Below are 19,715 nucleotides of genomic sequence, written 5' to 3'. Positions count from 1 at the left end.
AGCCGACGAAAACGCAATGCGTCGGCGCCCTGATCAGACGCTTTTAGCGATCCTGTCGAAGGCCACCAGCCGTTCGAGTAGGGCCGGCATATCCTTCAGCGCGACCATGTTCGGCCCGTCGGAGGGGGCATGGTCCGGGTCCTGGTGAGTCTCGATGAAAAGCCCCGCCACGCCCACCGCGACGGCTGCCCGGGCAAGCGTCTCGACAAAGCGCCGCTCGCCTCCCGACGAGCCACCCTGCCCGCCCGGTTGCTGCACGGAATGGGTCGCATCGAAAATCACCGGCGCACCCAGCTCGGCCATGATCGGCAGCGCGCGCATGTCGGATACCAGCGTATTATAGCCGAAGGATGCGCCGCGCTCGGTGACCAGCACATTCGAATTGCCGGAGCCGGTCACCTTGGCCACGACGTTCTTCATGTCCCATGGCGCGAGGAATTGGCCCTTCTTGACGTTCACGATCTTGCCGGTCTTTGCGGCGGCGATCAGCAGGTCGGTCTGGCGCGACAGGAAGGCCGGAATCTGTAGGATATCGACGACCGGCGCAACGATCGCGCATTGTTCTTCCGTGTGCACGTCGGTGAGCACCGGAAGCGACAGCTCCTTGCGCAATGCCTCGAATACCGGCAGCGCCGCGTCGAGACCGGCGCCGCGCTTGCCGGTCAGCGAAGTGCGATTGGCCTTGTCATAGCTGGATTTGTAGACGAGGCCGATGCCGAGCTTCTCGGTCAACTCCTTCAACGCGCCGGCCATGTCGAATGCATGCTGGCGCGATTCGAGTTGGCACGGCCCGGCAATCAGCGAAAATGCGGCTGTGTTGCTGAAAACAACATTGCCGACTGTCACTGTCGAATTTGGTGCGGTCATCGGATTTCCTCGAAGGCAAAAACGGCGCCCTGCCCCTTGGCAGTTGGGACGACGAGACGGTTATTGCGCGTCTCATAGACAACGGACCCGGCTTTGAAGAGCCGTTCGGTCGCGGCTCGATCATTGACGGCAAAAATAATCGCAGACAGTCGAAAACCGACCGCCTGCGGAGCGTCCACCCCGAAATCCTGCCTGAACGCGGCGGGATTGATCAAGGATATGGTCGCGTTGGACAGCGGGAAATCGATGCGGGCGTCATCGGCGGAGCGACCTTGCCCGCCAGTCATTTTCTCGAAGAAATCGCGAAACGCCGTCGGCTCGTTGCCGCAGGCAGCCACCGCCGCGATATGACTGACGCCATTGGCATGGGCCTGGAGCGCTGAGCGGTCGACCTTCGGTGCATTGACCCGCTCGCAGGTGAAGAAGAATGCGTCCGGCGCTTGGGCGTCGGCCGAGAATGCCAGCCGGAACGACGCGGTGTCGGCCCTGCCGGACGTGTCGACGAAAGGCCTTGAAAAATCGAGCCTGGCTCCAGCCGATATTCCGGCACGAACAAAGGCGTCATGGTCCTGGTCGGCGTTTTCTGTCCCGAATACCAGCGCCGAAAGCCCTTCATCGCCGTTGCGCGCACGAAACTGTCGGTCACGGCTGACAAACTCATTGCCGTCCGCAATGGCAAGCGCCGCCCGCTCCTTATCTGCGACGGCAAGCGGCTCGATAAAGGTGCCGCCAGAAAAATAGATGCAGGCGTTTTCCGTGCCAAAGGGATGCACGCCGACGGGCGCGACCGTAAATCCCAATCCGCTCAGCCGCGCTCGCGCCGTCACCAGATTGGCTGTCGGCAGGACCAGATGGTCAAGGTTGCGGAGCTTTGCAGGGCTGATGCTCATCTCGGTGCCATGTGCCCGAAAAAGCCGCTCCGTTCAAGCATACTGCAAAATGCGCGTTGAAAGCGCCGCTATACGAGCCGGCTTTGCTCGACCGCGGCACCGATGAAGCTGGCAAACAGCGGATGCGGATCAAGCGGACGGCTTTTCAACTCCGGGTGATATTGGACGCCGATGAACCACGGGTGATCGCGATACTCGACTGTCTCCGGCAGCACGCCGTCCGGCGACATGCCGGCAAACACCAGGCCGCACTCCTCCAGCCGCGCCTTATAGTCGATATTGACCTCGTAACGATGCCGATGCCGTTCGAAAATGGCGGTGTCGCCGTAGATTTCGGCAATCTTGCTGCCCTCACCAAGCCGTGCCTCATAGGCTCCGAGCCGCATCGTGCCGCCGAGATCGCCCGCTTCGCGACGCTTTTCCAGCATGTTGCCCTTCAACCATTCGGTCATAAGGCCGACGACCGGTTCCTTGGTGGGACCGAACTCGGAAGACGACGCATCATCGATTCCGGCAAGCGATCGCGCCGCTTCGATGCAGGCCATCTGCATGCCGAAGCAGATGCCGAAGTAAGGCACCTTTCGCTCGCGGGCGAATCTCGCCGCAAGGATCTTGCCCTCCGAGCCGCGCTCGCCGAAGCCACCGGGCACAAGAATGCCGTGCACCTTCTCCAGAAACGGCGCCGGATCTTCCTTTTCAAACACTTCCGACTCGATCCAGTCGAGCTTGACGCGCACCCTGTTGGCCAGGCCGCCATGCGAAAGCGCCTCGATCAGCGATTTGTAGGCGTCCTTGAGGCCGGTATATTTGCCGACCACGGCAATCGTGACTTCGCCCTCTGGGTTGTGGATGCGACGTGACACATCCTGCCAGGATTCCAGCCGCGGCTTCGGAGCCGGATCGATGCCGAAAGCCGCAAGCACTTCCGAATCCAGCCCTTCCTTGTGGTAGGCCATCGGCACATCATAGATGTGGCCAACGTCGAGCGCCTGAATGACCGCGGATTCACGCACATTGCAGAACAGCGAAAGCTTTCTGCGCTCTTCCGCCGGGATGGAGCGATCGGCGCGCACCAGCAGGATGTCGGGCGCGATGCCGATCGAGCGCAGTTCCTTGACGGAATGCTGCGTCGGCTTGGTCTTGAGCTCCCCGGCAGCCGGAATGTACGGCATCAGCGTCAGATGAACATAGACCGCATTGTTGCGCGGCAGATCGTTGCCGAGCTGACGAATCGCCTCGAGGAACGGCATTGCCTCGATATCGCCGACCGTGCCGCCGATCTCGCAAAGCACGAAGTCGAAGTCGTCATTGCCGCCAAGAATGAAGTTCTTGATCTCGTCGGTGACGTGCGGAATGACCTGAACCGTCGCGCCGAGATAGTCGCCACGACGCTCCCGCTCGATGATGTTCTTGTAGATGCGGCCGGTGGTGATGCTGTCCTGCTGATTGGCAGAGCGGCCGGTAAACCGCTCATAGTGACCAAGATCGAGGTCGGTCTCGGCACCGTCATCGGTCACGAAGACTTCGCCATGCTGATAGGGCGACATCGTGCCGGGGTCGACATTGAGATAAGGATCGAGCTTGCGAATGCGCACGCGATAGCCGCGCGCCTGCAGGAGAGCCCCAAGAGCCGCCGCAGCGATGCCTTTTCCAAGTGAGGAAACCACGCCGCCAGTGATGAATACATATCGCGCCATGGGAGTCATCGCATATCGTTATGGGATTGATTCCGCCAGTGGAAAATCTCTGGCAAGGACGTTTTCCTATCAAAGATTGCCATCGGGCATCCGCGCCAAGGTGTCTTGTCCGGAACGAAGTCGCTGGAATTCAAACGAAATACCGCTTGCACGAACGTTGCCACAGGTCATCAGCACAGCAATCGCTCAGGAACGCAACGGCACAAAAACTTTGCGGATCAATATGAAAGAAGCGCACTCGAACGCCGCAACCTCCGTCGGGCTACAATGTTGTCGACTGCCAACCGGCCCGGCACCACGGCCATTGCGCCGTTATTGCGCTCCGCGCGCGACACGTTCGATTTCTTCCCGCACCAGACGCTCCACAAGGGTCGGCAGGTTATTGTCCAGCCAATCCTGGAGCATCGGCCGCATCATTTCCGCTGCCATGTCGTCAAACGTCTTGCGGCTTCGCGCCGCGAAGGCCTCCGACAATTCGCCGAACGCCGCCGCGACCTGACGGCCGGCATGTTCCGACAAAATCGCAGGCCTGGGACTTTCTGCGCCACCAGAAGACGGCGTCTCGGTGCGGCTTTCATTGACGGCGAAATTGCTGTCAACGGTCGGCGCGGCAGGCTCCGGAGTGGGTTCAGGCTGATCTGCAGCCGCCTGCTCTATCGACAGATCGCCAAGCGCTGCTTCGAGCTGATCGTCATAGGCAGATTCAACCACGCCCGAAGCGGCCGGCGCAGGCTCCTTCTCGGCTGGAATATTCCAAACTGGCACGGCGAACGTGGAGCTTTCGACTGAAGCCTTTGGTGCAACGTCCGGCTGCGCCTCCACTCCGGTTGTGGCCTGCGCGTCATGTCCCAGATGCGCCTCTTTCACGTCGGGTTGCGGTTCATCGGCAATCCGCGCCTGCACTTCAGCCAGGTTAACGGGCTTCCCGGCATCGTTTTGCGCTGCCCGCAACTCGGCACGAAACGCGTCCACTTCGATTACCGCATTGTCGAGACGGGATTCGCTACCCTCGCCGGCCGCGCCGAGCTCGCCTTCCTTGCGAGCAGTATCGCTATCTTCGATTATTCTGCGAATGGAAGCGAGTATTTCTTCCATCGAAGGTTCGCGCTGTGCGCTGCTTGCCTGTGCCGTCGTCACGTTCGCCACCCTGAGAGCCGGAATTCGCGGTCCGAACGGATGAAGCCATTCGAATCAATGCTCTAGCGTAACGGACGTATCGGCGTTCGAGAATCCCCAAAGTCGCAGCGCGGCCGATTTCAACAGATTACGGTGAAGCACCTTCACAGAAGGAGCCGAGCAATATTTGAACGGCGCATGACCTGCAAAATCATTCGCGACTGTTGGATGCATTCATGCGTTCGGGGACACTCCTGGCGACTGTCCGAGCATCAGGCCCGCGCCGACTGGTAAAAATTGATGACCGGCACCCAGGCCGGATCATCCGCAATTTGACGGTGGCGACATCAGCGGCCGTCGGGCGTACGCAAGCCGATCCACTTGTCCTTGACCGCCTCATAATGTTCTTCCGGCCGATACTCGGTCACCTGAAGCCCGAGTCGGGTGGCGGAGAGCTGGCCGATCGCCGAAAGGATTGCGTAGCTCGCAACGACCACTTCACGTTCGGCATTCGCCAGGTTGATTTGCGCATCGATGACGTCGCTTTGCGCGTTGAGCACGTCGAGGGTCGTGCGCTGGCCGACATTGCGCTCCTCGATGACACCGTTCAAAGCCAGCTCTGCAGCCGAGATCGCCGATCGGTTGGCGGTAACGCTTTCCCGCGCCGCGATGTACGAGGTCCATGCCGAGGTCACCGCCGCCCGCACCAGATCGCGCCTCACATCGACCTCGATCCGAGCCTGGCTGAGCGATTCCTTGGACTGACGCACCTGCGCCGAGGCGCGGCCGCCCTGGTAGATCGGCACGGTGAGCGTGGCGCCGATGGTTGCCGCCGTGTTCGCGGTGCTGTCCCCCCCCGGCAATCCGGTGATCGGGTCAAACCCGCCGCGGGTTTCACGATAGTTGCGCGACACGCCGGCTGAAGCGGAAATCTGCGGCAACAACGCGCCTTCAGCCGCATTGACCGCGAAACCGGCTGCATCCACCAGATGCTGGGTCGCAAGGATGGCCGGATGTCCTGCCGCAGCCAGCGCGAAGGCCTGGTCCAGACTCGCAGGCAGCAGCTTCGCCACCGGCGAGGCACCTCTGAGATTGCCCGGATCGTCGCCGATGATCTGGCGATAGATCGCAGCGCTCGACGAAGCCTGGGCACGCGCCGCAGCCAACTGAGCCTCCGCCAGCGAGCGCGCCGCATCTGCCTGCGCAACGTCGGTGCGGGTGCCTTCACCGACATCGAAGCGCGAGCGCGCGGCGCGGCCCTGCTCATTCAGGAATTGCAGGTTGCGTTCGCGCAGCGTCGCGATCTGCCGATCACGGATGACATCCATATAGGCGGTGGCCGCGTTGAGCAGGATGTTCATTTCGGTGTTGCGCAGACTTTCGTTGGCGGCGAACACCTGCGATTCAGCGGCGGCAACGTTGTTTTTCGTCTGAAAGCCGTCGAACAGGGTCTGTCTTATCTCCACCCCGAAATTTCCGGTGGTAAGCCGGGTGCCGGCTTGGGAGGTATAGTTGATGCTCGACGAACCGACCACGATCGGACGATATCCGGACTTGGCGATCGCCACGCCCTCGTCAGTGACGCGCACGCCGGCACGCCCGGAGTTCAGTTCGGAATTGTTCTGGTATGCCTTGGCAAGTGCCCCAAGGATGGTTTCGGCGGAGACGGTTGCAGTCGACAGTGCTGTGGCCGACATAAGAATGGCGGCAAAAAAACTCTTGCGTACAAGCGACACTGCTAATCCCTCATTCGTTTGCCGGAAGCCGTATGACATCGCTCGGCGTTTCGCATTGCCTGAAGCAGCCACACAGGTCCCCGCCGCCCCTCGGAAACTCGACGAGGAATCGGCAACGATAGTCCAGGCGGCAAATGAACACGATGGCTCCGCCGTCGCAAGACTTTCGTGTTTAGAATTCGAAGCTTCGGACGCGTTCGAACCCCGGCAGTGGCCGAATTGCCGCATTAAACGCGCTCCGGCCGCTTACAATGCCAGTAGTTTTTAGAAACAGTCGGGCAACACCGGCATTGCCGTGACCTTCGACCGCGACGAGCCGCCCGCCCTCTTTAAGTTGTTCGAACAGGCCTTCCGGGAGTTCTTCGACCGCACCCTCCAGCAAAATAACGTCATAAGGCGCTTCCGCCGGATAACCTTCCCGCAAGGAGCCGGTGACGACCGCGACATTGTCGCAACCGAGTTCCGACAGCGTCGAGCTTGCCCTTTCGGCCAAGGCCGGATCGCTTTCCAGCGCTATCACCGAACTTGCGAGCCTCGACAACACCGCGGCCGAATAGCCGGTGCCGCAGCCGATATCGAGCACGAAATCGGTGGGCCGGATCTCGGCCAGTTGCACCAGCTTGGCAAAGGGCGAAGGCTGCATCAGGTAACGCGCCGGCCCGCTACCGCTCGCCCCGGCGATCTCGATATGGTCGTCGATATAGGCAAGCGCACGATGCCTGAAGCCTACGAAAGCTTCGCGCGGCACGGAGAGCATCGCCTCCAGCAGGGCGGCATCGGTCACGTCCGTGGTGCGGACCTGACCGTCGACCATCTTCGCGCGCTGTTCGGAGAAATCAGTATCCATAGCCAGGGCAATCCGCCTCAATCCGAGAAACGTGCCAGCCATTCCGGGCAGACACGCCAGCCGGCCTGATTCCGGCGGTTCGTGTGGCAGGTTGGAGGCCTCGCCCGGAATCGAACCGGGGTGCAAGGATTTGCAGTCCTCTGCGTAACCACTCCGCCACGAGGCCTCACCGCTGCCGCAGTACGAGGCGGTTCAATAAGTTGGGCGAGGTTGTTCGTCAAGCGACGACTGGCATTCTGAAAAACAATCCCCTGCGCATTCTGAAAAGATGTTCCCGGAATACCCCTTCCCAAACGACAAATGCCCGGCTGGCGGAAAAGGTTAGTCATTCTGCCGCACCATCGAATGCGGGTCCGTCAGGTTCTTGTCGCGCCGTCTCGCCGCTCTGCATTTCGAGCAATGGAACAGCGGCAGAAGGTCATCGTGCATGCATCCGTGATCCATGCCGACACGCTTGGCGAGTTGGACCAAATTGATCCGAGCGTGGCGATTGCACGTGTGGCATCTCACCGATATCCCATCACCCAAAGCCAGTGTCTTGCTGATCGTGTCGACCTTGAGCGGATATGTGATTTCGGGCAAACGCATGAGAACGAATTAGGAACATGACAGCTGTCAGTCAAGGCGCTATCAGAGGCCATGACCAGCGAATCTGAAGTCGGAATGCCGCCTCACCCATGTTGCCATGATGGCTGCAAGACCTATGCACCGTTCGGCTACAACACGCGCTATGGCACGCTCTGGTTCTGCCATGAGCACAAAGACGAAGGCGAGGCCCAGCGCATACAGCCAGGCTTCCACGGCCGCACCTGATCGGAACATTCCGCCCGCCCGCCGATTGTTAGGCGATGAGCAGCACCGAAGCAGAAATCCGAGCCGAGATCGCCATCGCGATGCGGAAGCTTGGCATGCCGGCGAACAAGATCGCTTTGTCGGAATGGGCGCCAGCTCAAGAGATCAGTGACGAAGTTCGCAGGTGGGGCGCACCGGTCCAACTCAAGGCTCTCATCGGCAGTTGGGGCCGGGGAATTGCTTCACGGCCTAAGGCGCTTCAATCAGGCGGGCTCTATCTTCGATGAGGACTTGCAATGACCGACGACAAGAGCAAACGCGGCGGGCGTGACCGCGACCGGGTGGCCGGGGATCAGAACTATGAAGTCCAGTACCTGGCTGAGCAGACCGGCATCAGTCAGGACCAGGCGCGCGAGCTGATCAGGAAGCACGGCAACGACCGCACTAAGCTGATGGAAGAAGCGCGGAAGCTCGCATGACCAAACTCTCTGATCTCGGCCCTCCCTTCGGTCGAATGGCAACCACGGTCGAGGATGAGAGCGAATATTTCTACCAGTGCCCCACATGCGGGCAGACCGTTGACCGCCGCGATCTCAGGCAAGTCTTTTATCACGACGAGGACGGCCACGAGCCACTGGAGATGGAAGACAACGTCGTTTGTCTAGAGGTCGAAAAACGAAAAAGGCCCGCCCCGGAGTGAGGCGGCCAGCTCCAGCAGCGGGCAGTTAGCTGACCACTCCACGTAATGCCCACGCCCTTGCCTTTAGCGGGATCGATCCATCGTGTGTGCGGGTGAGGCTTTGAGAGATCCTTTCCTTTAATCGCTCCCGGTGGTCGCGATCGAGGCTCATGCAGTAGCCCGGCGCCGGCCCTGCGCCGAGCGTGAATGGCTGCCAGAAATCGTCAAAGTCCTTGAATACCGTCGGCACCTCTATCGCAGTGCAATCCACGGAAGTCAGGCCGTTGGATGTTGCCAGGCCGATGAGCGCTTCGCGGGTGCAGAAGGGAAACCGCCGATCCTCGGCAAGATCCCGTGCATTTGGATCGAGCGCGATCGCGGCCCTCCAAAAGGCGCGCATGAACTCCATTCCACCACCTGGATAGTCCCAAACATAGAAAGCGACCGTCGCGCCACGACGTGCCACGCGCTTCATTTCGGTCAGCGCTTTTTCTTTGTCTGGCACGAAGTTGAGGACCAGTCCTGACACGATCATGTCCTTGGCATGGCTGGCCACGGGCAAGGCTTGCGCATCGCCAACGAGGAACTGCGCGCGCTCGTCCGCAACGTTCGTGCGGGCTTGCTGGAGAAAGCCAGCGGAGGGCTCCACGCCGGTGAAGCTTGCCGGGTTGCAGCGCGCCATGATTGTTCCCGAAAGCGCACCGGTGCCGCAGCCGATTTCGAGCCAGTCCAGATGATCGGAGGGATTCAGCCAGTCGAGGAAGCGCGGCGCGACCTTCCGGCTCCAGCGTCCCATGTAGATGTCATAGTTGGCGCCAGCGTGCCACGCATCGTGGCGGGCCTGCTGAGACATTTTCTTGGTCCTCACGGCAGCCGCCAGCCAGCATACGCGCCTTCGAAAGGCAGAGCCACTGCAATGGCCGTTGCGAGGGCGGCTAATCGAAGATTTCATCGGCGCGCGTTCTGCTCTTTCTGACGTCGTACTCTTCGGCGCATCCAAACATAGCCGCATCCCGCGATGATGACGATCGGCAACCCGGTTCCAGCCACAGGGCTCGGAACGGCTAGGCTATTTGAAGGTCCGTTACCAAAACCAAGACCGGGCGTGTCGCCTCGATCTGGCGGCTGCGCGGCGCTGAGGCTGAGTGGTGCCAGCGAAAGCAGAGTGATGACGGCGGTGCAGAGAAGTTGCTTTATGTGGGACATCATAGGCGCTCCCGATCGTCCCCCAACCCAGTTTGCCAGCAAAGGCAGGCTCCGGAAAGTCAGCCATAGCAGCTAAACCGTTCATGCTAGGCCGTTGCGTGGCCATAGTTGAGTGGGTGAGCGACCGGCCGGTTGTTTCGGCCGATATTCAGGTAGGAACGTAACCGCGGACGTAACGTCGGCTGTGGATAAGATTCGATTTGCCAAAAGAAAACGGGCAGAATAGCCGGATGAAGGAGAGCGGCTACCTCGACGGAAAGCTCGAATGTAAGACCTGCGGCACCATCACTATGGTCATTCCGGAAGGTGCGGGTGAATCTACGCTCATTCAATGCAGCAAATGCGGCGGCCTGCTTGGGACTTGGGGAGAACTCCAGGACGAGTTCATGCGCGAGGCACGAAATATCGACGTTCTTGAGCTGAAAGGCGGCAGAATCAGGAAAACCAAAGCCGGCTTTCGGGGGCCTCGCAAACGCGCATAGCAGCTTAGGATACTAGCGCGAATAAAAAGCTGCTGGCTCGTTGCCGGCAACGCTGGGTGCCGCGCGTCTGCGAACCTGCTGGAGTTTCCGAAACTAGGCTTGAACCGCAAGCGTCGCCCTTCAGCGGTTTATTGATCAACTGGTAAATATTCCGATGTAGCCAATCTGTTTGATTATATGTTACATTTTCTAGTGGGGGCAGTATTGCGAGGGATGAATAATGAACCACGCAGATGCCAGCTCATTAGATAAGGCTACGTTCCCTACTTTGGCGATTGCAGCAAATATTGTGTCTGCCTACGTATCGAACAATCCAATCCCTGCGACCGAACTTCCGGCGCTGATTGACCGCGTGAATGCCGCTTTGGTTAACTTGTCCGAGCCTGCTCCTGTTCGCCTGGTGGATGAACCACGCACGCCGGCTATTTCGATAAAGAGGTCGGTTACACGAAGCCACATCTTCTGCCTGGAGGATGGAAAGAAGTTCAAGTCTCTGAAGCGGCACTTGATGGTCCATCACAATATGTCCCCCGAGGAATATCGTGAGAGATGGGATCTGCCGTCCGACTACCCGGTCGTAGCCCCGGAGTATGCGGCCAGCAGGTCGGCGATGGCGAAAGCAATGGGGCTCGGTCGCAAGCGGGCGGCGAAGTCGTCGACATCGCGTGACAGGAAGAGCGATTAAGCGTTTTCGCTAGTTTGGCTGGCACAGGGAAAAAGCCCGCCGCCTCGCGCGAGAGAAACGACGGGCCATTAAGGACGCGCGCCGGGAATGTGAGAACGCGCCAACGGGTATGATCAAACCGGTCAGGCTTGCATCTGTTCCTTCAGTTCAGGCGATAGATTTCCCAGTTTAACACCGCAGCAAAGCTAACCCATGCGAGGTAGGGCCACAGCAGCCCACTGGCGATGCGATCCACCTGCCAGAAGGTTAGAATCGTCGCAGCAATAGCGATCCACAGCAACGCTATGACAACCAGCGCGCCATATGGACTGCGTTGGGAAAAGAACACCCAGGACCATGCCGCATTGAGAACGAGCTGAACCAGGAACAGGACGATGGCAGCGGTGCGCACGCCGGGGGTTTGCAAAATGCGGAAAAAAGCCGCCGCCATGAGGATATAAAGCGTTGTCCAAGCCGGTGCGAAAACCCAGTTCGGCGGATTGAAGGCCGGCTTTGCCAAATGAGCGTACCAGGTGGGGATGTTCGGCAAGGTAACGAGATTGCCGATAATCGCAGTCGCCACTACCGGCACGACTGCCGCGAGCACGTTAATCAGACTTGTCCAAGATAAAGCGCCCATGGGCATCCTAAAGAACACATCATGCCTGCAAGTCTGGACGATGGAAAGCTCGCATGCGGCAACACCCGAAAGCCCGCCGTCTCTGGAAGGAGGAAGGAGACGACGGGCCGAGCGGTATCCACGTGAGGGATGTAACATGGACGGTATCAAACACAGGAGCGCGAGGTTTGTTCCTTCGGGTTGCCGCGTTCAACGAGTGGTTGGAAGCCCCGCTTTCCTGCAGGCGCATACGCCGGAGGAAGACGCGGAGGTCGAGGAAGCGGCGTGAGTATGGCCATCTAGAGGTGGAACAATCTTGGCGAGACAGGGTTCGGGGAGCCCGCGCGAATGGCGTGCGGACTGGAACCGGAGAACTCATATGAAGATCAAGATCGTCAGCATCGTTGCCGCGACGCTATTGCTGACAGGCGGTGTTTCATTCGCACAAACAGACAGCATTATGGATGACAAAACGGTGATGGGCCCGTTCTTCACGGACGAGACGATGGCGACGCTCCGCACGGATGAAGAAGTCCAAGCCGAGTTGGCCAAAATGTCACCTGAGAATCGGCAGAAATTCATTGAAGAGTGCAAGAAGCCCGCTGAACACGAGCAAATGTACAACGAGCTCTGCAAAAAGATCAGCCCGCAGTGACCAGAGCCAGTTGGGCTCATCTAAACGCGAAAAGGCCCGCCGCCTCGGTTAGAAGCGACGGGCCAAAGTCGGGGTACATGGGAGTGATCAAACGGTCGAAACGCGGCTTTTGTTCCCTGTCCATCGCCAAAATTCAGTAGTGTAGAAAAACGAAAAGACCCGCCGCTCCGGGAGGTTGGGAGACGGCGGGCAGCTGGGGGAACCTCGCACACAGGGAACGAGGGCTGGGGAACTTGGTGAACTGTCGACGGCGACCTTTGTTCCTTGCCAATCGTCAGCAACGGGTATTGCCCAACGAAAAATAGCCCGCCCCGGAGCGAACCGAGACGGGCCGATTGTTTGCAGAAAGTGCAAAGAAGTCGGAGTAGATCAGCATCTCCACGGAATTCGGAAGGTGCGGAAGACAGCCTCGAGCTTTGGTACAGCGTCAGGCTTCATTGTGTCGCTCCTTTCATTGCCGGATACCGCCGGCTCGGAACTCACGATGCGTTGCGCCTTTCGGGCCTATCATCGAATAGTCGATCGATTCGCTGGTTTGTGCCATCCACTGCTGTCTTGACGCCGTTGAGCGCCGCCATGATCTGGTCTGTCGTCTCGCGGTGCCCGGCCTTGGAGATGTAGGTCTCGGCGACATGGGTCTTGTAGGAAGACAGTTCCTCGCGGGCGAGTGAAGCTGTCGCAATGGCTGTATCAGCCCTGGCCATGGCTGAATCCGATTTATGGTAGGCAGACTCCTTCGCCTCCATCACCTTGCTCTCGACGCGCCACCACGCACCGGAAACAGCGCCAAGGATGAGGATGATGAACCCAACTAGGCTGAACAGTTCGGTCTCAGTCATTTCTGGCTCCACTTCGCCGCAACGTCTTTGATGGTGTGGCCGCCGAGGTAGAGCCCAAGGTAGGCACCCGTCAGCGTCATCAGCGTGCCGGCATCAACGATGTCGATCGAGGCGCCGGTGATCGCATTGGCGAGCGGCACGGCAACGATGAGCCAGAGCCAGAAGAAGCCGATGAGGTACATCCACGCCGGCCGCCACGCCCAAGTCCATGTCTGTTCCTTGGCCATCTCGGCGAGCTGCAGTTCGTTCGAAAGACGTTGGCTCTCGACATAGGCAAGGACAAGATCGGCCGCGACCGGCTCTGCCGCGATGATCGCCTCCTGCACGGCAGCGGGATCGGCCTCGGCAACGGTTGGAAATATCATCGGCAGGAACGCCGAGCTTGCCGGCCACCGTATCGATCACCTCCCCCGCCAGCCTGCCGCCGTCGCCGAGTTTGTCGGCCAGGATTTTCTTGATGAACGGCACGGCAAGGCCCGCCGCCGCGTCGAGGATCACCGCTGCTATGGCGCTCATGGCTTAGCTCCCAAAGATGATGAAGAGAACGACCGCCACGACGATCAGAGCGAAGGCGGCGAGGATCGAACCAGATGCAGGCTGCTTGCCGCCTGCGGGCTTCGCTGGCGGGCTTGGCGGAGGTGGGGGCTGTGGTGGTGTCGGCGGAGGCGCGGGCTTGCTGGCCAGTGCCCTCACCCTGTCCAGCAGAGCCTCGACCGTCTCAGGCTTCACCAGCGACTTGTTCAAGCCGTCGCCGGCGTAGAACGACTGCCCGCGCTTGACGGTTCTCGATCCGCCCTTGGTGGCCGCCAGCACTGGCAGTGAAGCCCATTCCATCGCAAGCCGCCTGCCGAACTCAGTGTGACTGATCTGGCCCGCCATAAACCCTTCGTAGCCTCGGCGCTTCAGGAGGTGAAAGGCGAGCCGGTCTTGGAGATCGGCATCGAAGATCTGATTGCCGCGTAGCCCGAGCTCGCGCGACAGATCGATCAGCGTTGCCTTCATGAACTGATACCGGCCGGCCGCGCTCGAGCCATGGTTCTTCGACCATCCAGGCTGCGCATCGACCACGTCGCCCAACGTCATTGAAGTCAGTGGCTTCGCAAGCTTGTGCTGCTTGTTGGCGTAGATGGTGCCGTAACCCTGTGGAGCCTCGATATCTCCAATGAAGTCGAGCAGCATCGCCGCTCCGGCCGGAACGGTTCTGTCCATGACATAGTCCTTTTGATTTAGTTGTAATGACTTACAGGTTCGCGCTATGATTGCGCGCTGCCTCCGTCCAGGTAGCAGGGCCTGATCGCATGACCCTATAGAGTGCCACGGCGGTCAGGCCCGCTTTGCACACGACATCGCCGGTCGGGCTGGTACGTCCGCATAAGTGGTTGTGGAAAGCGCGATACTCGTTAAGGTGGCGGGACGCTGCTGGCTTGATCCTCCTGGCAGTAGGGACCGGCGGTCCTCCTCAAACCAAACTGCCGGTCCCATCATCAAAAATATCGGAAGGCCCGCCTTGTCCCGATCTGGGACAAGTCTAAATCAACTTTATGCAGCCTCTCCGTCTGCATGACCCGGCCGCCGCGTGCCCAACCCAACAGCCGGGCCTTCGAGGAAGGGCCTGATCGTTTCGACCGATCTCCTTGGGCAGCGATCAGGCCCGATCTCCTTCCGAGCTAACCCAGACAGGCGATATCTTCCCACGAATCCGCCGTGCTACAAGGCGGCGACTACCTCAAAGGGGCCGATTGGTAGAAGGGTCCGGTCGCTGCTCCCCTACCCCGACCATCTTGAAGAGCTTCAGCGCTCGCTACAGTGGCAGGCTGCCTTGTCCAGGCAGTAGGGCCTGGCTTCTCGCCCATCCACAGTACAGCGGTCAGGCCCGCTTGGCCCACGTGTCGCCTCGACGTTTTAAGAAGCTGTTTACGATGCGTGCGGGTCGCGGCCGAAGAAGCGCAATCGTGGTTTGCCAGCCGAACCGCCGTTGCTATGTCTAACGTCGGACTTGAGCTTGAGCAATTCAGGTCAGGGTCCGGCAGCATCCCCCGCCCAACCGCAACCCACTGCCGGACCCGCTTAAAAATCCCAGCACCAGCCTTGTCCCGATCTGGGACACATCTAGATTCTGTCCCGTGCAGGTCTCCTAAGACTGCATGGGTCCGACCGTCGCGCGTCCCTCATCTACAGCCTGCGGCGGCCGGTCCCTCAACGACAATGGGCCTGATCGCACTTACTGGCACCACAGAGCGGCCAGGCCCGCTTTCATTCGTCGACGTGATCGCTTAATCAGGTCTCGGGTGCGGCTTCGGCTGGTCTGAGTGGGTCTCGTCACGAATCGCTTGGTCGCTCGAAGGATTTGTAACCCCCGAGCCGCCCACTGCCCACCTGCTGTAGAGTCGGTCGCGCTTCCCAAGGTTCGCCCCTAGAAGCGACCGGACTCGTGGCACGTTTCTAAATACAAGTGCGGCACGGTTCGCGCTATGGCCCGGTAACTTGGCTCGTGGCGCCATTGCGGCGTTGCATCTCAATCGCCGCGTAGGCACCCATAAGCAGCAGCGCAACTGCACCGCCGTGCGAAAGCATCACCACGACAAAATCAGAAGTGATCATATTGAAGCTGATGACTGCGACTAGGCCGACTCCGACCGGGAGTAAATTCGTTGGCGACCGGCGCAAGATCAAAGCCGTAGCCACATCAAGCGCCAGAACACAAGCTAGCGCCAGCGCTACTCCCCAGAAACCAAAATATGCCGGCCACGAAAAAATAAAGCTTGTCGGGGCAGTGCTGGTGCTTGTCTTGTCACCCCCAGAGTAAACGGTTCCATAGCGCTGGTAGACAAGCACTGTTGGGTCTACGCTGAACCCCACGATTTTCTTCGCTAAAGGGAAAGCGCCGATACCAGGAGAACCTATTTCATCAACATAAAGGTGATGCCACGCGGCGACTTGGATTGGTGCTATAAAGGCACGATTGAAAATTGCCTTCAGGTAGTCTCCGGCTGTGAAGGTACCAACATCACTTTTGCGCTTCGTCGCAAATGTTTGTGAATTCGCGCTCGTGTGGAACTGCTTGCTTAGTTCCGCGATCTGCTCTGGCCTTAGGTTGAGCCCCCCACGCTCCAGCATCGATGCGATCAACTCTCTCGCTTGATCATTAGCTCCGAGTTTATTCACGCACCCGGCAAAATCGTAGGCCTGAACACTCCCGTTGCGGTCTTTAGCAAGCTCAAATGCGGCTAAGGCGCTGACGATGCAAAGAACGGAAGCCGCACCCGAAAATACCTTACCCCAAAAAGAGGTGCTCCAGAATACGGCGCTTAGCAGCACTACTCCAACGAGGGGCAGTAAAAGACCTTTGGCTCCTGCGAGCATGATTAAGGTGATGCAAACAAAGATTCCAAGCGTCCAAGCCGCAATCGCAATAGGTCGACGTTTTTTTATGCCGACGAAGATGATCTGGACAATTCCTATTGCTGCAATGGCTGGAAGAACCGTATTCACCAGTGCGCCGTATGACGATGTAGCAAGAGTCGAACCTGCGAATTTGATTGACACCTCACGCGCTAGTAACGTGCTCGCCGGATCGTAGATCAGCGCGAATAAGGCAGTGCACCGCGCAGGGACACGTGCAAAATAGAGCAATGTAAAAAGTAGCGCGGCCGCTATGGAAAGCGTGACTTCCACGGTAGGCAGTTTACGGGGAGCAACAGTGGCTCCGGAGAGGCTCAGCCTGTCAGTCCCCGAAACCCAGGCAATTGCACCAAACACGACGAGATGAGGGGTTAAAACGAAAAACAATGGCGAAGCTAATGACGATTCTATCTGTTCTGATGCCATTGCAATCGGCCACTGGTAGAGCAAGTTGACGAGCCCGGCGAAGGCAAAAGCAGGGCGACCAAGCAGCCAATTGTTCTTGATCAGAAGAAAAAAAAGGGCACTGGTGGCAATAGCTGCCAACAACATGCTCAAAACCGAAAACGTCGTCAAAGGTGGAAAGTCTACTTCGATAGGGTAGACGATTGAAGGCATCATGCGAACAGGCCCCATTGCTTCTTTGAACGACTAATCCTTTCTACAAACGCGAAGGCAGCGAGTAAGCAGAGAGCGACGAGTGCCCCATGCGAGAATATCGTCGTAACGAAATCTGACGTGATCATGTTTAATGAGATTGCTGACACCAAGCCAGCAGCTAGCGGCAAAGTCTCACGAGGTAGCCTTGTGGCGATGGCTGAGGCAGTTATGTCCAACGCCAATATGGCACCCACGGCCATAAGGATGCCCCACCACGAGAAATATGCCGGCCACGAAAAAATGAACGATGTTGGGGCTGTTGATGTAGAGGTCTTGTCCCCAGATGAATAGACCGTTCCGTAGCGCTGGTAGACTAGCATCGCCGGATTTACTGAAGTCCCTAGGACCCGCCCAGCGAGCGGGAACGCCCCAATCCCCGGGGGGCCAACCTCATCCACGTAAAGGTGATGCCATGCCGCCACCTGCGTCGGCGCGATTATGCCGCGATACACTATTGCTTGAAGATATGTGAACGCTCGATCAACGCTCGCGCCTTTTCTCTCACCAAATGTACGCTGCGCCGCGGGTTCGCCCGCAGACGATTCCAACTCTGCGGCACCTCCCTTCTTGTCGAAGCTCTCATTAAAGATTGGCTCTTTGGCTGTCCGGTCTGCTGACCCCATCTTGGCCGCCAAGTCTGCCTGAATTTCGGCTACCTGCGAAGCTGCGAGGCCTAGACCGCCACTTTCCTTGATAGAATTAAGCAGTTCCATGCCCTTCTCATCTGAGCCCAACTCTACACTACATGCGGCAAAGTCGTAAGGAATGCGGCCCCCCCCTCTTTCGCGCGCTAATTCGAACCCCGCCAAGGCAACAAAGAGAAGTAGTACCGACATAGCCCCGGTGACTAGTTTGGCAAGCAGGCCATGACTCCAAAAGATCGCGCTCACTAGCACGACGACAAATAAGGGGATTGTCAGACCCTTTGCACCAGCTGTCATCACCATCAGTAAGCTGGCGAGTACAGCCAATGCCCACTGCGCTACCCGCGACATGCTCCGCGCCCTAAAGCCGTGAATCATCTGAGACAAGCCAATGGCAGCTATGACAGGTGCCACGGAGTTCGCCAGAGCACCAAACGACAGAGCAGCTAAAGTCGAGCCGGAAAGCTTAATCGTCACTTCTCTTGCAAGGAGGGTCGCAGCCGGATCAAACAACAACGCGAACAAAGCCGTGCAGTGTGCAGGCATTCGCGAAAAATAAAGGGCGCCGAGCACAGCAGCAGCAATAACTGGTATGATGAGCTGCAGAACTGTTAGATCGGTACTCGTGGTTGTGCCAACCGGGATTGTCAAGTTGTGGTTGGTACTGGCAGGCCAGAGGATTCCTATTAACGCCAAGAGGTTAGGAGTTAATGAAAAATAAAAGGGGGTCGCCAGAGAGCTTTCCAGCTGCGCTGCGAGAACCGCAATAGGCCACTGATACAATAGATTAACCAAGCCGGCGAACGAGAAGGCCGGCCTGCAGATTCGCCATGGGTTGCGCAAGAATAGCCCGACCAGCAAGATCGTAGACGCCCCCGCAACAGCCAAGCTCCAGATCGCGAAAACCGACAAATCGGGAAGACTCAGTTCAATAGGATAGACAATCGGCGGCAAACGGCATCCTCCACGGCGCCGCTTGTTATCGCAGTTTCGACCGAGCCCGCAAGCTCCTAAGTCCAACGCGGTGTCGCAACACGATTAAGATCGGAGCTAGACGAGTTTGTAGTTGTTGACCCACCCAAAACAATGACCCGGAAAGCATCCCCGCTCTAAAAGAACTTGACCTCGCGCTCATCCCCGATCAAGAAGCGGTCGGGCTTTGGTTTTCATGGGCGGGTTAGAATGAATAAATTATCATCTATTATCTATTTTTTTACATGGCTTGCCTTGCTGGCCATCAGTTTTTCTTTTTTGGTCGAAACGCAGATGCCGTGGGCAACTGACGCGACTGTTTGGCAATAAATGGCAAGCAGTTGTTGAAGCGTACCTTGTTTTCATTTCTGGGTGCTGGTGCGTTCGTCGGAGCTGGTGTGTTGTTCGCCTATGAGACGCGTCCAGCGCATCATAAGGCCAAAATCGTAGCAGAACACGCGAATGGGCTCCGTAATATTGTGCGCGAAGCCGGTTTCGCCGTTGGCGGGAAGCGCGCGACCAATCAAGTAGACGCCAGTGGACACGACATTTCCACGCATATTGTCGAAACCGGCTTGCCCTTCGATCTGTTTCACCGTGCCTGGCGCACTCGCTTACGCCTCATCCTCACGGACAGTGATGAAGACGGCACCATCGCGGTCGATCCCGCAGGAGAGTATGCCATCGACCTGAAGCTCTCCGGTCAAGCCAATGTCGCACTTCAGATGAGCGAGTTTTCGGGAGACGGGCGCCAGTTGAGGTACATTTCCCTGACCACGCTGGAGTTAGTCAGGGAGCACCCTACCCGAGAATTTGGTGTGCGATTCCGAGTGTCGCCAGACGCCAGGGCGGTTCAACCGATCCTGTGGGTGACTGGTCAATCCGTCATGAATATCCACTCTGCCGACCTGGTGAGGCTACGATAAGAACGTCTCCCAACACAAATCA

General features: G+C 58.5%; 20 protein-coding genes and 1 tRNA gene. 7 read left to right on the top strand and 14 right to left on the bottom strand.

Going from position 1 to position 19,715, the window contains the following annotated elements:
* Window positions 1-33: 33 nt before the first annotated feature.
* The 7 genes from kdsA to ACLKMW_RS03715 form a co-directional block, all read right to left on the bottom strand.
* Window positions 34-867 carry a 3-deoxy-8-phosphooctulonate synthase gene (gene kdsA / locus ACLKMW_RS03745; protein WP_415723031.1) on the bottom strand — a complete coding sequence of 278 codons (834 nt, stop codon included), beginning with the start codon at window positions 865-867 and terminating at the stop codon, window positions 34-36.
* Window positions 864-1,757, bottom strand: a complete 894-nt coding sequence (locus ACLKMW_RS03740) for a VOC family protein (RefSeq protein ID WP_415723030.1) — start codon at window positions 1,755-1,757, stop codon at window positions 864-866. The genes kdsA and ACLKMW_RS03740 overlap by 4 nt, the downstream gene beginning before the upstream one ends.
* 68 nt (window positions 1,758-1,825) lie before the next feature.
* The gene (locus ACLKMW_RS03735) at window positions 1,826-3,454 is read right to left on the bottom strand and encodes a CTP synthase (protein ID WP_415723029.1); all 1,629 of its coding nucleotides are present in this window, start codon (window positions 3,452-3,454) and stop codon (window positions 1,826-1,828) included.
* A 312-nt stretch (window positions 3,455-3,766) separates the two neighbouring features.
* Window positions 3,767-4,549 carry a PopZ family protein gene (locus ACLKMW_RS03730; protein WP_415723187.1) on the bottom strand — a complete coding sequence of 261 codons (783 nt, stop codon included), beginning with the start codon at window positions 4,547-4,549 and terminating at the stop codon, window positions 3,767-3,769.
* A 368-nt stretch (window positions 4,550-4,917) separates the two neighbouring features.
* Window positions 4,918-6,306 (bottom strand): TolC family outer membrane protein, encoded by a 1,389-nt coding sequence (locus ACLKMW_RS03725; protein WP_415723028.1) that lies wholly within the window; start codon window positions 6,304-6,306, stop codon window positions 4,918-4,920.
* Between the two features lie 172 nt (window positions 6,307-6,478).
* The gene (locus ACLKMW_RS03720; protein WP_415723027.1) at window positions 6,479-7,153 is read right to left on the bottom strand and encodes a protein-L-isoaspartate O-methyltransferase family protein; all 675 of its coding nucleotides are present in this window, start codon (window positions 7,151-7,153) and stop codon (window positions 6,479-6,481) included.
* A gap of 92 nt (window positions 7,154-7,245) precedes the next feature.
* Window positions 7,246-7,319 (bottom strand) — tRNA-Cys (locus tag ACLKMW_RS03715).
* Window positions 7,320-7,792: 473 nt separating this feature from the next.
* Between ACLKMW_RS03715 and ACLKMW_RS03710 the strand changes: the two genes are divergently transcribed.
* The 3 genes from ACLKMW_RS03710 (at window position 7,793) to ACLKMW_RS03700 (ending at window position 8,645) form a co-directional block, all read left to right on the top strand.
* Window positions 7,793-7,966, top strand: a complete 174-nt coding sequence (locus ACLKMW_RS03710) for a hypothetical protein (RefSeq protein ID WP_415723026.1) — start codon at window positions 7,793-7,795, stop codon at window positions 7,964-7,966.
* Between the two features lie 275 nt (window positions 7,967-8,241).
* A complete protein-coding gene (locus ACLKMW_RS03705) occupies window positions 8,242-8,424 on the top strand; it encodes a DUF3606 domain-containing protein (RefSeq protein WP_415723025.1) in 183 nt (60 codons plus the stop codon).
* Window positions 8,421-8,645, top strand: coding sequence for a hypothetical protein (locus ACLKMW_RS03700; RefSeq protein WP_415723024.1), 225 nt, complete (start codon window positions 8,421-8,423; stop codon window positions 8,643-8,645). Before ACLKMW_RS03705 ends, ACLKMW_RS03700 begins: the two co-directional genes overlap by 4 nt.
* A 25-nt stretch (window positions 8,646-8,670) precedes the next feature.
* Here ACLKMW_RS03700 and ACLKMW_RS03695 read toward each other — a convergent pair whose 3' ends face one another.
* Window positions 8,671-9,624: a class I SAM-dependent methyltransferase gene (locus tag ACLKMW_RS03695; RefSeq protein WP_415723023.1), complete on the bottom strand. Its 954-nt coding sequence runs from the start codon at window positions 9,622-9,624 to the stop codon at window positions 8,671-8,673.
* A 436-nt stretch (window positions 9,625-10,060) separates the two neighbouring features.
* Here ACLKMW_RS03695 and ACLKMW_RS03690 point away from each other — a divergent pair, with 436 nt between their 5' ends.
* On the top strand, window positions 10,061-10,312 hold the full coding sequence (locus ACLKMW_RS03690) for a hypothetical protein (protein ID WP_415723022.1): 252 nt from the start codon (window positions 10,061-10,063) through the stop codon (window positions 10,310-10,312).
* A 220-nt stretch (window positions 10,313-10,532) separates the two neighbouring features.
* Entirely contained in the window at window positions 10,533-10,997 is a 465-nt protein-coding gene (locus ACLKMW_RS03685; RefSeq protein WP_415723021.1) for a Ros/MucR family transcriptional regulator, read from the top strand.
* A gap of 142 nt (window positions 10,998-11,139) precedes the next feature.
* On the opposite strand, the gene ACLKMW_RS03680 is transcribed toward ACLKMW_RS03685, so the two are convergent.
* Window positions 11,140-11,616 carry a TspO/MBR family protein gene (locus ACLKMW_RS03680; protein ID WP_415723020.1) on the bottom strand — a complete coding sequence of 159 codons (477 nt, stop codon included), beginning with the start codon at window positions 11,614-11,616 and terminating at the stop codon, window positions 11,140-11,142.
* A gap of 358 nt (window positions 11,617-11,974) precedes the next feature.
* On the opposite strand from ACLKMW_RS03680, the gene ACLKMW_RS03675 reads away from it, so the two are divergent.
* Window positions 11,975-12,250 (top strand): hypothetical protein, encoded by a 276-nt coding sequence (locus ACLKMW_RS03675; protein WP_415723019.1) that lies wholly within the window; start codon window positions 11,975-11,977, stop codon window positions 12,248-12,250.
* Between the two features lie 479 nt (window positions 12,251-12,729).
* Here ACLKMW_RS03675 and ACLKMW_RS03670 read toward each other — a convergent pair whose 3' ends face one another.
* The 5 genes from ACLKMW_RS03670 to ACLKMW_RS03650 all read right to left on the bottom strand — a co-directional run bounded on the left by ACLKMW_RS03670 (window position 12,730) and on the right by ACLKMW_RS03650 (window position 18,749).
* A complete protein-coding gene (locus tag ACLKMW_RS03670) occupies window positions 12,730-13,089 on the bottom strand; it encodes a hypothetical protein (protein ID WP_415723018.1) in 360 nt (119 codons plus the stop codon).
* Window positions 13,086-13,454 carry a 3TM-type holin gene (locus tag ACLKMW_RS03665; protein WP_415723017.1) on the bottom strand — a complete coding sequence of 123 codons (369 nt, stop codon included), beginning with the start codon at window positions 13,452-13,454 and terminating at the stop codon, window positions 13,086-13,088. Before ACLKMW_RS03665 ends, ACLKMW_RS03670 begins: the two co-directional genes overlap by 4 nt.
* Before the next feature lie 154 nt (window positions 13,455-13,608).
* Window positions 13,609-14,298: a lysozyme family protein gene (locus ACLKMW_RS03660; RefSeq protein ID WP_415723016.1), complete on the bottom strand. Its 690-nt coding sequence runs from the start codon at window positions 14,296-14,298 to the stop codon at window positions 13,609-13,611.
* A gap of 1,260 nt (window positions 14,299-15,558) precedes the next feature.
* The gene (locus tag ACLKMW_RS03655) at window positions 15,559-17,112 is read right to left on the bottom strand and encodes a hypothetical protein (RefSeq protein ID WP_415723015.1); all 1,554 of its coding nucleotides are present in this window, start codon (window positions 17,110-17,112) and stop codon (window positions 15,559-15,561) included.
* Window positions 17,109-18,749 carry a hypothetical protein gene (locus ACLKMW_RS03650; protein WP_415723014.1) on the bottom strand — a complete coding sequence of 547 codons (1,641 nt, stop codon included), beginning with the start codon at window positions 18,747-18,749 and terminating at the stop codon, window positions 17,109-17,111. Before ACLKMW_RS03650 ends, ACLKMW_RS03655 begins: the two co-directional genes overlap by 4 nt.
* Before the next feature lie 362 nt (window positions 18,750-19,111).
* Here ACLKMW_RS03650 and ACLKMW_RS03645 point away from each other — a divergent pair, with 362 nt between their 5' ends.
* Window positions 19,112-19,693: a hypothetical protein gene (locus tag ACLKMW_RS03645; RefSeq protein WP_415723013.1), complete on the top strand. Its 582-nt coding sequence runs from the start codon at window positions 19,112-19,114 to the stop codon at window positions 19,691-19,693.
* Window positions 19,694-19,715 lie beyond the last annotated feature (22 nt).

The sequence above is a fragment of the Borborobacter xinjiangensis genome (genome assembly GCF_047739745.1).
Taxonomy (GTDB): domain Bacteria; phylum Pseudomonadota; class Alphaproteobacteria; order Rhizobiales; family Rhizobiaceae; genus Pseudaminobacter.
The sequence above is the reverse complement of the archived record's forward strand: the minus strand, read 5'-3'. Positions and strand labels throughout refer to the sequence as shown.